At 29.5% G+C, this 14,902-nt stretch carries 12 protein-coding genes and 1 tRNA gene; 1 reads left to right on the top strand and 12 read right to left on the bottom strand.

Annotation, left to right across the window (positions count from 1 at the left end; genetic code table 11):
* Positions 1-6: 6 nt before the first annotated feature.
* The 7 genes from RH99_RS14840 to RH99_RS14810 form a co-directional block, all read right to left on the bottom strand.
* A complete protein-coding gene (locus RH99_RS14840) occupies positions 7-1,749 on the bottom strand; it encodes a phosphoenolpyruvate carboxykinase (ATP) (protein WP_010239939.1) in 1,743 nt (580 codons plus the stop codon).
* A gap of 551 nt (positions 1,750-2,300) precedes the next feature.
* Positions 2,301-3,617, bottom strand: coding sequence for an argininosuccinate lyase (gene argH, locus RH99_RS14835; protein ID WP_010239937.1), 1,317 nt, complete (start codon positions 3,615-3,617; stop codon positions 2,301-2,303).
* Between the two features lie 2 nt (positions 3,618-3,619).
* Complete coding sequence (locus RH99_RS14830) at positions 3,620-4,825, bottom strand: argininosuccinate synthase (protein WP_010239935.1); 1,206 nt, start codon at positions 4,823-4,825, stop codon at positions 3,620-3,622.
* A 357-nt stretch (positions 4,826-5,182) separates the two neighbouring features.
* Positions 5,183-6,193, bottom strand: coding sequence for an isocitrate/isopropylmalate dehydrogenase family protein (locus RH99_RS14825; RefSeq protein WP_010239933.1), 1,011 nt, complete (start codon positions 6,191-6,193; stop codon positions 5,183-5,185).
* 16 nt (positions 6,194-6,209) lie between these two features.
* Positions 6,210-8,135, bottom strand: coding sequence for an aconitate hydratase (locus tag RH99_RS14820; RefSeq protein WP_010239931.1), 1,926 nt, complete (start codon positions 8,133-8,135; stop codon positions 6,210-6,212).
* Positions 8,136-8,195: 60 nt separating this feature from the next.
* Complete coding sequence (locus RH99_RS14815) at positions 8,196-9,593, bottom strand: hydroxymethylglutaryl-CoA lyase-like TIM-barrel protein (RefSeq protein WP_010239929.1); 1,398 nt, start codon at positions 9,591-9,593, stop codon at positions 8,196-8,198.
* A 491-nt stretch (positions 9,594-10,084) separates the two neighbouring features.
* Entirely contained in the window at positions 10,085-10,813 is a 729-nt protein-coding gene (locus RH99_RS14810) for a lysophospholipid acyltransferase family protein (protein ID WP_010239925.1), read from the bottom strand.
* Between the two features lie 378 nt (positions 10,814-11,191).
* On the opposite strand from RH99_RS14810, the gene RH99_RS14805 reads away from it, so the two are divergent.
* Positions 11,192-12,097, top strand: coding sequence for a ComEC/Rec2 family competence protein (locus tag RH99_RS14805; protein WP_010239921.1), 906 nt, complete (start codon positions 11,192-11,194; stop codon positions 12,095-12,097).
* Positions 12,098-12,172: 75 nt separating this feature from the next.
* Here RH99_RS14805 and RH99_RS14800 read toward each other — a convergent pair whose 3' ends face one another.
* From RH99_RS14800 to RH99_RS14780, 5 genes are all read right to left on the bottom strand, one after another.
* Positions 12,173-12,649 (bottom strand): hypothetical protein, encoded by a 477-nt coding sequence (locus RH99_RS14800; protein WP_010239918.1) that lies wholly within the window; start codon positions 12,647-12,649, stop codon positions 12,173-12,175.
* On the bottom strand, positions 12,649-12,978 hold the full coding sequence (locus RH99_RS14795) for a hypothetical protein (RefSeq protein WP_010239915.1): 330 nt from the start codon (positions 12,976-12,978) through the stop codon (positions 12,649-12,651). Before RH99_RS14795 ends, RH99_RS14800 begins: the two co-directional genes overlap by 1 nt.
* Entirely contained in the window at positions 12,954-13,499 is a 546-nt protein-coding gene (locus RH99_RS14790) for an RNA polymerase sigma factor (RefSeq protein WP_010239911.1), read from the bottom strand. The genes RH99_RS14795 and RH99_RS14790 overlap by 25 nt, the downstream gene beginning before the upstream one ends.
* A 6-nt stretch (positions 13,500-13,505) precedes the next feature.
* Positions 13,506-14,567, bottom strand: coding sequence for a LiaF transmembrane domain-containing protein (locus RH99_RS14785; protein ID WP_010239907.1), 1,062 nt, complete (start codon positions 14,565-14,567; stop codon positions 13,506-13,508).
* A gap of 252 nt (positions 14,568-14,819) precedes the next feature.
* Positions 14,820-14,894, bottom strand: a tRNA-Asn gene (locus RH99_RS14780).
* Between the last annotated feature and the right edge of the window lie 8 nt (positions 14,895-14,902).

The raw sequence follows: 14,902 nt of genomic DNA, 5'->3' as shown, positions 1-14,902 counted from the left end.
TTTTTATTATAGTATTGCTTTTATTGTTTCAAGAAGTTTCTTTGCTGCATTTTTAGGACCATCTTTTTCTTTACCCTTGATTCCAAGGCAGGTCTTTATCTGACCAACTTTTACACCAGATTTAAAGAACTGGTCAAAATAGCTTAATAAAAGTTTTTCTGTTTGTTCTTGTTTTTGTACAGGTCCAAATGGATTTGCAAAATAAGTTTTAACAAGTCCTTTTTCTGAAGTTGTTCCCTTTGCCATTCTTGCTCCATTTCTAAATACAGGCAATGCCTCTTCTGCATTCTTAAAGAATTCTAGTTTATCTCCATCACCCTCATAATTATTAGCATATAGGAATAAATCTATTGGATATCCCTTAGTTATATCATTATAAGTTGCTACTGGCATAACTAGTCTTGCATTTATCTTATCAGGATTCATAAATATACTTCTATCTATTTCTCTAAAGGCATAACCAGGATCAAGATCATCCAGTCTTACAAAGGCACCTATTTCAGTACCATATCCCTTAGGCTTATTATCCTTATCTAGCTTCACTACACCCATATCGTCGAATATTATGGTCATATCACTTATATAGTCTTCACTTAGCTCTCTAAAGGCCTCTAAGCTCTCTGATTTACCTGCACCACTATCTCCCATAATAATAACATTAGCAACTTTATCATCTTTAGTAACAATGTTTACCATAGCTCCGTGTATTGGTAAATATCCTCTTTTAATCATTATTAAATTATGAAGAGTTAATGTCATCTTTTTCATGTATCCAAAGTAATCTATAGCATCTCCATAACTTACATAGCCTACCATAATATTATTTTTCTTATCTTCATAGAATACTGTTCTAATCTCTTCATAATCATCTTTTCCACCAAATACATAAATCATATCTGGTTTAGTATTTTCATATTCTTCACGTGTAGCCATTTCAAACAGATTACACATGGAAATACCATGACTCATAAAGTCTCTGTGGAAATATACATATGCTAAAAGTTCACCTACTTTAGCTGGATAACAGAACCAATGGTCTGAATCAATTTTACAATCTTCAATAGGATTTTCAAAACACTCATTGAAGATGCCTGATCTGGTATTCTTTTTAGGATAAATTATAAATGGAGGATCTACTAAAACTGAATCTATAAAAGGTACATTTTTTAAACAGGCATATTCTTCTGGAATTCCCCATTTTATATAATTAGTTATTAGACCCACATTACCCCCTGCAGGTAACTGTCTGTAAACCTTTGGTTTAGATCCTATTACATTTTCTTCAATCTTTCTATAGGTTACTAATATAAGCTTTGAAAACTGAGTATTGGCATCAATAAAATTTACACTTTCAAATCCATAATTTACTTTAGTATTTTGAACAATAGTGTATCTTTCTAGTCTTCTCCAAAAACCATATAAACCCTCTATGAAATTTATAAGTATATCTTTATCTTTTAAAAACACTTCATATCCAGCATTTAATTTTAAAATTGATTCTCTATCAAGAACGATTAATAGCTTAAATATGTTCACTATTTCATCTGTTAACTTGTTTTCGTCAATCTCCTCTATACTCTTCTTTATGTATTTATACACATTTGAGCCTCTTTTTTCAAGAGTTTTTAGATATGCCTCCAGAACCCTTCTAAATCCGTTACTTGTTAATAATTGCTCGTGTGTAGCACAGTATTTTGAAGTAAAATTTACCATTGCTTTACCATTACTTAGTGAAAAGTCTTTACGCATGAAATAACCCCCTTATTAAAATTATATGCAAGACTATATATACATTTCTTTCATTTTTATAATCTATAATTGAAATTATAGCATATAAATGAATCTTTTTCACTAACAAAATTGCATTTTTCCATTTTCTCATTTATTTGTCTTATTAATTTCATATATAATAATTTTATATAGCCATTATTTACTATATGATATATATTCACATTTAATATCTATTATTTTTATCTATTGTATTAGGAAATTTATATAATAAATAATAATTATCAATAAAATCTTACTTAATGATAAATTTATACTTTCACTAAATTTATATATAGCAGAGGCTATTAATAGAATAACACTTAAAATAAAGTAATAAACTTCTTTTTCTATTGCAATTACTAAACAATTCTATTTCTATCTATGAATGTATTTATATTAAAACTTGCATAAATTAATATAAAAATAAAAGGGTTAATACTAAAATCAAAATTCATTTCAGTATTAACCCTTTTTATTTTGTCATCAACTGAGAAATCATTTCACAAAATAATTTCCAGCCATATTTATTTTTATTTCATATGTTTTTTTATACCCTTATCAAGAGTATTTTTATAATCTATAAAATCGTATATATCTTTATCAAATAGTTCACTAAATTCTTTCAATTGGCCAATATTTAAATCTTCTATAGGTAGATCCTTTTCTTCACAGAACAATACAATTTCTCCTATTACTCTATGTGCATCTCTAAAAGCCATACCCTTATTAACTAAATAGTCTGCTGCTTCAGTTGCATTTAAGAAGCCCTTCTTTACTGCCTTAAGCATTGATTCTTCTTTAACCTTAAGACTAGCTAGCATTCCATTCATAACCTTAATACAACTTAATACAGTGTTTAATGCATCAAAGAAGCCTTCCTTATCTTCCTGCATATCTTTATTATATGCAAGGGGTAAACCCTTCATAGTAGTTAATATGGAAACCAAATCCCCATAGACTCTTCCTGATTTACCTCTTATGAGTTCAGCTGCATCTGGATTCTTCTTTTGAGGCATAATACTGCTACCTGTAGAGAATTCATCGCTCAATTGAATAAAATCAAATTCTTTAGTACTCCAAATTATTATCTCTTCACTGAGTCTACTTAAATGCATCATAGCAAGAGAAAAGGCAGCGGTAAGTTCTATAATATAATCTCTATCACTAACTCCGTCTAAAAAATTATCTGCTACACCTCTAAATCCAAGCTCTTTAGCTGTAAATGCTCTATCTGTATTATAGGTAGTTCCAGCTAGTGCACAGCATCCAAGTGGACTTTCATCCATTACTTCTATGGCATTTTCAATTCTCTTTTTATCCCTTTTAAACATGCTAAAATAAGCCATCATATGATGTTTAAAAGTAACCACCTGTGCTCTTTGCATATGCGTATATCCTGGCATAATACAATCATTTTCATCAGCTACTGATTTTATTGTACTTAAAAGCTCCTTTAAGTTTTCTACAACTTCATGAGCCTTTTTCTTTGAATACAATCTCATATCTAGAGCAACCTGATCATTTCTACTTCTAGCAGTGTGCATTTTTTTACCTGCATCACCTATTCTCTCAATTAAATTTACTTCTATGAAGCTATGTATATCTTCATAATCTCCTTCAATCTTAAGAACACCCTTTTCAATATCCTGAAGAATAGACTGCAATCCTTCAATGATTTTATCTCCATCTTCTTTAGAAATAATGTCACATTTAACTAACATTTTTACATGTGCAATGCTTCCAGTTATATCTTCGTAAAAAAGAGTTTTATCAAAGCTAAGAGAACTATTAAAGTCCTCCATTAGCTTACTTTCAGCATTTTTGAATCTTCCACCCCAAAGCTTCATGGTTATTTACCTTCCTTTGAAGCTTTCATAGCCTTTATCTTGCAAGGTAGACTGAATAATTTTATGAATCCTTCTGCATCTTTATGATCATATAATTCACTAGCACCAAATGAAGATATACCTTCATCATAAAGTGCATAAGGTGTATCAGTTCCTGCAACCATGATATTTCCCTTGTAAAGTTTAAGTTTTACTGTACCTGTTACATGTTCTTGAGTTTTATCTATAAATGCATCTAGTGCATCCTTTAAATCTGTAAACCATAGTCCATCATAAACAAGTTCTGCATACTTTTGAGCTATTAATTGTTTATAGTGATAGGTATTCTTTTGTATTGTTAAATATTCTAATTCATTATGAGCAGCATATAATATTGTTCCACCTGGAGTTTCATATACTCCTCTTGATTTCATTCCAACAAGTCTGTTTTCTATTAAGTCAACAACACCTATTCCATTTTCTCCACCTAGTTTATTTAAAAGTTCTAACATTTCAACAGGTGGTAATTCTTTTCCATCAACTTTTTTAGGAACTCCGCTTTCAAAATATATGCTTACATAAGTTGACTCATCCTTAGCCTTTTCAGGTGGTGTTGTCATTACGTACATATCTCTCTTATGCTCATTTCTTGGATCTTCAAGGTCTCCACCTTCATGGCTTGCATGCCAAATATTTCTATCCATTGAGTAGATTTTTTCCTTTGTAACTGGTACTTCTACTCCCATTTTTGCTGCATAATCTATAGCATCTTCTCTAGAAGCTATATCCCATATTCTCCAAGGAGCTATAATCTTAATTGAAGGATCTAAGGCTGCAATACTTGTTTCGAATCTTACTTGGTCGTTTCCCTTTCCGGTACAACCATGACATATGTATTTAGCGCCTTCTTCATGTGCTATTTCAACAAGTTTTTTTGCTATTAATGGTCTTGCAAAAGATGTTCCTAAAAGGTATTTTCCTTCGTATACTGCACCAGATTTTATTGCTTTAAACAAATAATCTTTTACAAATTCTTCTTTTACATCTTCTACATATATTTTAAAGGCACCAGAATGTACTGCTTTTTCTTTAACAGCCTTCATATCGTCATCTTGACCTACATTTACACATACTGCAATTACATCTAAATCATAATTTTCCTTAAGCCATGGAATTATTATAGAAGTATCTAATCCTCCTGAATAAGCTAAAACAACTTTATCTTTCATAATGAAATCATCCTTTCATGTTATAAATATACAATTTTCGAATTAAATTACTAATACAATATATTAATTAATATGGATTAAATATAGATAACAATATTTTCTTGCCCAATATTTCATTTTCTATTCATGTTTAGGCAAACAAGGTATCTACAAGTAAGATTAATCAATATAATTGTTTAGTTATTACTTACTTAATTTATATATTATTATATATCTTTTTTTATAAATATGCAATATTGTTTTATAAATATACATGTTTTTTTATAAATATACTAAATATTATACTTTCTGTTAGGCATATGAAATTGAAACAGTAAAAAATAAAAGAGCAGCTTTAAACTACTCTTTTATCTTTTATTATAAATTCTTTATTATTTCTCCTGCAAATTCCTTAGTACTTGAAGTTCCACCTAAATCCTGTGTTAATTTAGTGCCTTCCTTAAGTACCTTAGTAACTGCAGCATCTATTCTATCAGCTGCTTCTAATTCCCCTAGGTATCTTAGCATCATAACTCCAGATAATATAGTAGCTAATGGATTAGCTAGACCTTTTCCTGCTATATCTGGTGCTGAACCATGTACTGATTCAAATACAGCTATATCTTCACCTATGTTTGCTCCTGGTACTACTCCAAGGCCTCCAACAAGTCCTGCTCCCATATCTGAAAGTATATCTCCATAAAGATTAGGTAAAACTAATACATCATATCTTTCAGGATTTTGCACTAATTTCATACTCATAGCATCTACAATTACATCTTCAAATTCTATATCTTTATCTTTGTATTCTTCAGCTATTTTTCTTGCACATTCTAAGAACAAACCATCTGAAAATTTCATTATATTTGCCTTATGTACTGCAGTAACCTTTTTTCTACCTTCACTTTTAGCTAATTCGAAAGCAAATTTAGCTATTCTTTCACTAGCTGGTCTTGTAATTATTTTTATACTTTCTGCTGCATAATCACCTATTTTATGTTCAATTCCTGCATATAAATCCTCAGTATTTTCACGAACAATTACAAAATTCACATCCGTGTATCTTGATTTTATACCTGGATAAGTCTTAACTGGTCTTACATTTGCATATAAATTAAATTTTTGTCTTAATGCTACATTAACACTTCTAAATCCCTTACCTACTGGAGTTGTTATTGGTCCCTTAAGAGCAATTTTATTTTTGCTTATACTGTCTAAAACATAATCTGGAAGAGGTGTTTTATATTCTTCCATTACCTTTTCTCCAGCTTCAACTACTTCCCAATTTACTTTTACTCCTGAAGCTTCTATAACAAGTCTCGCTGCCTCAGTAACCTCTGGTCCTATTCCATCCCCTGGTATAAGAGTTATTTTATATTCTTTACTCATCTTTAAAGCCTCATCTCTATAATCTATTTTTTATTATGTTATTAAGTCTTCCACCACTAATAAGTATTTCTTTCTGAAGGTCAGAAATATTAAGTAACATTTTGTATTCTTCATTTTTAGTTACATTTTTTACGGTTATTGTTCCAGTCTTAACTTGATCAATTGCATTTTCTATTAGAATTTCATCATTTTCAGCTATACTATCATAATCAGCTTCATTTTCAAAAGTAAGTGGTAATATTCCATTATTAATTAAATTAGCCATATGAATTCTAGCAAAGGACTTGGCAAGTACTGCCTTTACTCCTAAATATAGTGGTGCAAGTGCAGCATGTTCTCTACTAGATCCCTGTCCATAGTTGCTTCCTGCAACTATTATACCACCATTGTTCTCCTTAGCTTTCTTTGGAAAATCTGGATCACAAGGTGTTAAGCAGTAATCTGCCAAATGAGGTATATTTGATCTATAAGGTAAAAGTTTCGCATTAGAAGGCATAATATGATCTGTAGTTATGTTATCTACTACTTTAATAAGCACTTTACCATCTACACTTTCTCCTAATGGTTTTGCTTTTGGGAAAGGCTTTATGTTTGGTCCTCTTACTATTTCTACCTCTGCACCATTTTCTGCTGGCGCAACAATTAAATTATCATTTATTGAAAATGTCTTAGGCATCTCTATATCCAAATTCACATCATAAACTCTTGGATCTTCTATGTATCCTTTTATAGCAGACACTGCTGCTGTTTCTGGACTTACAATATAAATCTGTGCTGATTTCGTTCCAGATCTTCCTTCAAAATTTCTATTGAAAGTTCTAAGTGAAATTGCATTAGTGGCAGGTGACTGACCCATTCCTATACAAGGTCCACAGGCAGATTCAAGAATTCTAGCACCAGCTGCTATCATCTTTGCAAGTGCTCCATTTTCTGCAAGCATGTTTAAAACCTGCTTTGATCCTGGTGAAATTACAAGAGATACATTTTCTGCTACTGTATTTCCCTCTAAAATGCTTGCTACTCTCATCATATCTAAATAAGAAGAATTTGTACAACTACCTATAGCAACCTGATTTACCTTTGTTCCCTTTAATTCTTTGATTTCTTTTACGTTATCAGGACTATGTGGACAGGCAGCTAATGGCTCTAATTCATCTAGGTTTATATCCATTTCCTCATCATAAACTGCATCCGCATCAGCTTTTAATTCTATAAAGTCTTTTTCTCTTCCTTGAGCCTTTAGATATTCAAGAGTTCTTTCATCACTTGGGAAAATTGAAGTAGTTGCACCAAGTTCTGCTCCCATGTTCGCTATAGTTGCTCTTTCAGGAACAGATATCCCCTTAAGTCCTTCTCCAACGTATTCAAATACCTTACCTACACCACCTTTAACAGTAAACTTTCTAAGTACTGCTAAAATAATATCCTTTCCAGATACCATAGGATTAAATTTACCTGTTAAATTTATTTTTACAACCTTAGGCATTACAATATAATATTCACCGCCGCCCATAGCAACAGCAACGTCAAGTCCACCTGCACCAAAAGCAAGCATTCCCATAGCTCCTGCAGTTGGCGTGTGGCTGTCTGAACCAATAAGTGTATCACCAGGAACATCAAATCTCTCTAAATTTACTTGATGACAAATACCATTTCCTGGTCTTGAAAAGTAAATTCCATGTTTTTTCGCAACAGTTTGTATATATAGATGATCATCTGCATTTTCTGGTCCAGTCTGAAGTATATTATGATCAATATATGCTACAGATTGTTTTGTCTTTACTTTATCTATACCTAGTGCTTCAAATTGTAAATATGCCATGGTTCCTGTAGAATCCTGTGTTAATGTCCTATCTATCTTTATTGCTATCTCTGATCCCTTTACCATTTCACCAGAAACCAAATGGTTTTTTATAATTTTTTCTGTAATTGTTAAACCCATTTTCTTACCTCCAAATTTATTTTGTCATAATACTCCAGTTCAGCAAGCTTAATTATAACTCTATTTATTATAACCTACACAACTTCCTTCTACATACATAAGTTCTGAAAAAGATCTTTTTACTACTAATTCTAATTCTTTATTACTTATAGCAGAAGTTCTTCCATTTTCATACTGAGAATCAACCCAGTCTCTAAGTTTAGCTACTCTTTCATCTCTTTTACTAATCTTATCTTCATTACTCAGCTTAAAATAGGTATTTATCCAAGCTGTAATTCCTGCAAGGCCTGAATACTCATTAACAGCTACTACTATAGGTCTATCTAATATTTTATCTGTATCAAAAATATTATATATTTCTTCATCTTTTAACATTCCATCGGCATGGATACCTGCTCTTGTAACATTAAAGTCACTTCCGACAAAAGGTGTTCTTATAGGAATTTTATATCCCATATTCTTAGAGAAATAGTCAGCTATTTCAGTAATCTTATGCAAATTCATTTTTTTAGTATTTCCTTTAATTTGACCATATTCCATAACCATAGCTTCTAAAGGACAATTTCCCGTTCTTTCACCAATGCCTAGAAGTGTTGTATTTACACTAGAACATCCATAAAGCCACGCAGTAGATGACCCTGATACTACATTATAAAAATCATTATGTCCATGCCATTCCAATGCTGATTGTGGAACATTACAATAAACTCTAAGACCATTAATTATCTTTTGAATACTTCTTGGTAAGGCAGTACTTGCATAGGAAACTCCCATACCCAAGGTATCACAAGCTCTTATCTTAATTTGTATTTTTGATTCTTTGGATAATTCCATTAGTTTATTTACAAAAGGAACTACGAAACCAAAAAAGTCAGCTCTTGTTATATCTTCTAAATGTATTCTTGGAACTATTCCGTACTCCAAGGCTGTTTCTACTACATCAATATATTTATTGAAAGCTTCATTCCTATTCAATTTTAATTTTTTAAAAATATGGTAGTCAGAACAAGACATGAGCATTCCTGTTTCCTTTACTCCCAATTCTTTTACTTTACGAAGTTCATCTTTATTGGCTCTTATCCAAGTTGTAATTTCAGGAAATTTATATCCTAAGGACATACACTCTTCTAAAGCTTTAATATCTCTATTAGTGTACGTAAAAAATTCTGTTTGTCTAATAATACCAGAGTTATTATCAAGCTCATGCAAATAATTAAAAATCCTTACTATTTGTTCTACTTTAAATGGAGTCATAGATTGTTGACCATCTCTAAATGTAGTATCTGTAATCCAAATGTCCTCTGGTAAATCCATAGGTACTAACTCTCCATCAAATTTCACCTTTGGTATTTCTGAGTAAGGGAACAAATCTCTATATAGATTTGGTTCTTTAACATCACTTATATGAGAACCAATACTGTGTTCATTTTTATCAAAACTAGATTCAAAACTTTTCATACTAACACTCCTTATTCATTGTAAAATTGCAAGTAAGGCCATCACTTAATTCACTTATTATGTAGTAGTACTCAACTCTACACAAAATATAATTTATTAATTATTTTACTACTTTAATCCTAATTTGTGAAGCTTTATGAATAAATATTATAAAAACATAATATTTATTCACGTTCATATTCATATATTATCACATTTTTTTCATAATTGTAAACCTAAATATTTCATCATTTGCATAAATGCTTAGTTGATATTTCATATATTACATATATTATATTGATAATATACAATATTGTTCATAATAAAATTTATTTATTACAAATTGTTTATTGCAACAAAAATTTCATTCATTGCAATAAACAATTCATTTGTTGACTATATAAATTTTGGATTCATAAAAAAAGCACCATAAAACTTATCTTTATCAATAAATTTCATGATGTTTTCTATAATTAATAATTTCAGTGAAATATTTTCTGCAATATTTCAAATCAATTATTATTATTATTTAAAGTATTTAATTCTTTTTGAATTCTTTCTCTAACCATTTCTGCCAAATTCGCTTTTTCTTCTTTACTTAATTCACTTACATTTATAGGTTCTAATATAGACATGTTCACATCTGTTGCTCTAAATTTTCCATTGCCTTCTTCAAAAGCTTTAAAAACATTATCTAAAACGATTGGTACTAAAGGTACACTTGCTTTAGTAGCCATCTTCATACTACCTTTTTTAAACTCTCCTAGTTTATTACTTCTGCTTCTAGTTCCTTCTGGAAAAATAACCATACTGTATCCTTTTTCTAAATTATCAATTCCCTTATTAATTGCTTTTAGAGATTCCCTAATATCCTCTCTATCTATAAACACACAATTTATAGCCTTCATCCATGTACCAACTACATAAAGCTTAAGCATTTCTTTTTTTGCTATAAATCCCATTTGTTTATTTAATTTGGCAATTAATATTAAAGGATCTACATCACTTTGATGATTAGATACTATTAAGCAATTTCCTTTAGGTAAATTTTCAATACCTTTTATCCTTACATTTACACCGATAACTTTTAATATATGATTAGCCCATCGATTTACAACTCTATATAGCGTATTGTCGTATTCTTCAGAAGATTTTATCCTTTTCAAGACAAAAAAATATAACCTCAAAAACATGGTTAAACACATTAATACACCAAAGTAAATATATTTGAAAAAAAACATAAACTGTACCTCTTCTCTTATTGTATATAATTGTACTATGCAGTTTAATTATACTAATTTAATGTATATTTTTCAAGTAAAGTATCACTTAATATACTTTTAACATAGATATTAGGCATGTTCAAATAAATAACTAGTCAGTATACTAGTCTATTATGAATCATACTACGTTAACAGAACCCTTTGATAGCACCACTATCATCAGAACCTGTTTCCTTGTAAGATTCATAATATACGTCGTATCTTTGACTTGTTATTTATTTTCATATGCCTTAACTTAATTTATCTTTGATAATACTTTCTAATCTTAATATTGTTATTTCCTAAATTATTCAATTATGGTAAACTATACTCAAAACAATTTAGGAGGAAGCAACAATGAATTCTACCTTAAAGAAAATTGGTGTATTTCTATTTATTTTTTCTACATTTATTTTTTTACTCAGTGGCTGCAATTCTTCTTTAAATGATGTAATCAGCAAACTAACTACTAATTCATCAATAGTTAGAATCAATTCAGATCCACGTGAATTAACAGTTCACTACATAGATGTTGGACAAGGAGACTGCACATTAGTTCAAATCAATAAAAAGAACCTACTTATAGATGCTGGGCCCAAAGATGCTGAAGATAAAGTTTTATCCTACATAAAAACTCAAGGTATTACTAAACTAGATTACATAATAGCAACACATCCCCATGAGGATCATATTGGTGGAATGTCCTTAGTTCTTAAAAACTTTAAGGTTGGAGAATTTATAGCTCCTAAAATATATAATCCTCCAAATACCTCTGACTTTAAAGACCTTATACAAGGATTAAAAGCTAAAAACATGAAAATAAATGTATTAACTCCTGGCGATAATATAAATTTAGGAGAAAACATACAGTGCCAAGTATTGGCTCCTAACCATAGTTCTTATGATAACTTAAACAATTATTCTATTGTGTTAAAAATAACCTATAAAAATTCTAAATTTCTTTTTAATGGAGATGCAGAGGAGGAAAGTGAAAATGAAATACTTAGCAATGGATTTGATGTATCCTGTGACATACTAAAGCTTGGACATCATGGAAGTAAAACTTCCACTAGTGAAGATTTTTTAAAAGAAGCTTCTCCCAAAATAGCTATTATCAGCTGTGGCAAAAATAATGATTATGGTCATCCACATAAAATCACCCTAGATAAACTTGCCAGCATTAATAGTAAAATATACAGAACCGATTTACATGGAAATATTGTATTATCAAGTGACGGTAATCAAATCAAAGTTTTAAAATAAACAGATTTCTTATATTCATGAGTATAAATTAATGGGTTGTCTCAAGAAATTAGAGACAACCCATTTAACAATATATTAATTAAGCTTTTTCTTATCTCTTAATAGGAGATATAATCCTATAATTATAAATATAACAGGTACAAAATAAGATCTTACTACATCGAAAATAGGAAACTCCCTAAATATTTTATTAGCTATGGCTAAAACACCCACTATTATTAGAAACCATGCTATAATTTTAAATGAATTATTATTCATAATATTATTTGCTCCAAGTCCAAATCCACCTTTTGTAAACCAGCTTTCATCTTGTAAAATTTCTCCACTATCCACTTTACGAGCTATATGATAGGTATTAAAAAATGTATATAGCCAAAATGGTATGCAAAATGCGGCAGCAATATCACCCATATTTACATAACTTAATATCATTGGCACTAATATAAATAATAATAATGTTTCAAATCCTTTTTTTAGCATTCCAAGATACATATAGCCAGCACCTGGAACAAGGGATACTAAAAATGTTATAAATCTACTTCTTCTCTCCATTAAAACCACTCTCCTAATAAACTTTTTACTGAATCAAATTTATAATTGTATTGATACTGAAAAATTAAAGCTTCAGATCTAAATTTGCCCTCTAAATTTATAATTTTAGATTCCATATTTGTTGTAGCTACTAGTGCCATAATTATGCCGCTAAAAATAAAACTTAATGCAGCCGCTCTATTTCTATATAAAAAATTATATTTTTTATGCTCCTTACTCCCACTTTGTTTTAACTTATTAAGTAAATTATTATTATAATTCTGTGATATACTAACATCTTTTGAGGATTCTCTTATAATATTATCTAAATAATCTGGCTTTTGCTGCATACTATATTTCCTCCTTTTAAAAGCTTATCCTTAAGTTTTTGTTTTCCTCTGTATATCCTTCCTTCTACAGCTTTTTGTGTTATGTTTAATACTTTCCCTATTTCCTTTTGGTTAAGGCCCACGTAGTAGAATAAAATTACAGGTACTTTTATATCCTTAGGCAATTCATCTATACATTGCCTAATAAAAATTTTATCATCTAATTCTTCACTTTTACCTTTATCTTTAAATACTTCTATTAACATTGACTTCATACTTCTTTTCTTTTTAAAATCCAAACATTTTCTTACAGCTATCTTATATATATAGGTAGAAATTGAACAATCTCCTCTAAAATTATCTATGTTTTTGTAGAAACTAATAAATACCTCTTGAGATAGATCCTCTGCTTCATGACTGTCCTTAGTGTAAGAATAACAGAGAGCTATAATTTTTTTCTTATATGTGTCAACTAATTGAATAAAGCATTCTTCATCTCCTGCTCTTATCCTTATAAGTATATGTTCATCATTCTCACTCAAATTTTATCACTCCTGACCACTGTTAACCCTTACAGAGCCTATATCTAAACTAATATTAAGCTTATGACTTCCATCTCCTATAGTTTTTCTTAATGTTCCCCTGTTTATTTTTTCTCCATTTAGAATACACTCACCAAGATTAGAACTTAAATTAGCATCAATATTTTTATCTTGAGTATTCAATTTTATAGAACCATTATTAGCTTTAATATTAATACTATTAAATACAGTATTATTAATGTCTACAGCACCATTTTTCATATCTACATCTATGTTCTCTATTCCACCAATCATATTAAACTTTCCATTATTAACTTTTAAATTTACTTTTTTAATATCCTTTATATTTACATCACCATTATCAGCTTCAAGTCCTAATTTAGCTACACTTGATAAGTCAAAGTTTCCATTATTAGAATGTATATCAAAATTTGTATTTTTGAGATCATCTTGAGAACTTATCTTTAAATTATTTATCACAAGATTCACATCAATTCCATCTGGAATAAATAATGTTCCTTCAATGCTCTTTACATAATTTTCGTCTATATTTACTTTAGTTAAGTTATCTTCATTAACTTCATTGATGTCATACTTGTTTATGTTACTTTTTTCTTGTACTTTAACTTTTAAATCAAGTTTTACATTATTATCATTTGATCTCTTTATAGTTAAACCCGCATTTCTAGTTTGTAGCTGAAATTTTTTATCTTTTATTACTATACTTTTAGTAATACCTATACTCTTAGTATTTTCTCCTAAATTAAAATTAATTAAATTATTTCCAACGTTATTAATTAAATTAGATGAATTATCATATCTTTCATAAAATAAATTAGTTAAAAAGAATAACAGTATCATAAATAATATACCTACATTGAAACCTGCTTTTCTTATATTAGATGCTTTTCCTGACCGCAATAATATCTCTATACCTAATAATATGAATATAGCTGGCCACCATCTAAGTAAAACATTTGCTATAGAAATGTTTATATTTCTAAGTGCCATCCAAATTCCATAGTATATTAGACTAACTGCTAAAGTTATAGTTCCTATCTTTCTCATATAGAATTTTCCCCTCCATAAAGTTTATTTTTATTATTTATATATATATTGACGATATATATAATGAAAATCCCACAAAATTTTTATAAAAACTTTTATTTAAATATTCTTATAACTTTATATAGGTTATGTTTAGTTCTCTTCTATGATAAACAAAGTTCTTGTCATCAGATGGAGAATATACTTTTCTATAACTTAAAAAAACTAATCACATAAGTAATTAGTTTTATAATTATATTCAAAAAATAAAAATGGCTCCGCGAAAAGGATTCGAACCTTCAACCTATCGGTTAACAGCCGAGTGCTCCACCGTTGAGCTATCGCGGATCATTATG

Origin of the sequence: Clostridium arbusti SL206 (assembly GCF_000246895.1) — a bacterium.
GTDB classification, from domain to species: Bacteria; Bacillota; Clostridia; order Clostridiales; family Clostridiaceae; genus Clostridium_I; species Clostridium_I arbusti.
Note: the sequence above shows the minus strand (reverse complement) of the source record. Positions and strands in the feature narration are given on the sequence as shown.

Bases quoted from the DNA above. Each gene is read 5' to 3' on its own strand.
- RH99_RS14840 (WP_010239939.1), bottom strand. From the start codon at position 1,749: ATGCGTAAAGACTTTTCACTAAGTAATGGTAAAGCAATGGTAAATTTT.
- argH (WP_010239937.1), bottom strand. From the start codon at position 3,617: ATGAAGCTTTGGGGTGGAAGATTCAAAAATGCTGAAAGTAAGCTAATG.
- RH99_RS14830 (WP_010239935.1), bottom strand. From the start codon at position 4,825: ATGAAAGATAAAGTTGTTTTAGCTTATTCAGGAGGATTAGATACTTCT.
- RH99_RS14825 (WP_010239933.1), bottom strand. From the start codon at position 6,193: ATGAGTAAAGAATATAAAATAACTCTTATACCAGGGGATGGAATAGGA.
- RH99_RS14820 (WP_010239931.1), bottom strand. From the start codon at position 8,135: ATGGGTTTAACAATTACAGAAAAAATTATAAAAAACCATTTGGTTTCT.
- RH99_RS14815 (WP_010239929.1), bottom strand. From the start codon at position 9,593: ATGAAAAGTTTTGAATCTAGTTTTGATAAAAATGAACACAGTATTGGT.
- RH99_RS14810 (WP_010239925.1), bottom strand. From the start codon at position 10,813: ATGTTTTTTTTCAAATATATTTACTTTGGTGTATTAATGTGTTTAACC.
- RH99_RS14805 (WP_010239921.1), top strand. From the start codon at position 11,192: ATGAATTCTACCTTAAAGAAAATTGGTGTATTTCTATTTATTTTTTCT.
- RH99_RS14800 (WP_010239918.1), bottom strand. From the start codon at position 12,649: ATGGAGAGAAGAAGTAGATTTATAACATTTTTAGTATCCCTTGTTCCA.
- RH99_RS14795 (WP_010239915.1), bottom strand. From the start codon at position 12,978: ATGCAGCAAAAGCCAGATTATTTAGATAATATTATAAGAGAATCCTCA.
- RH99_RS14785 (WP_010239907.1), bottom strand. From the start codon at position 14,567: ATGAGAAAGATAGGAACTATAACTTTAGCAGTTAGTCTAATATACTAT.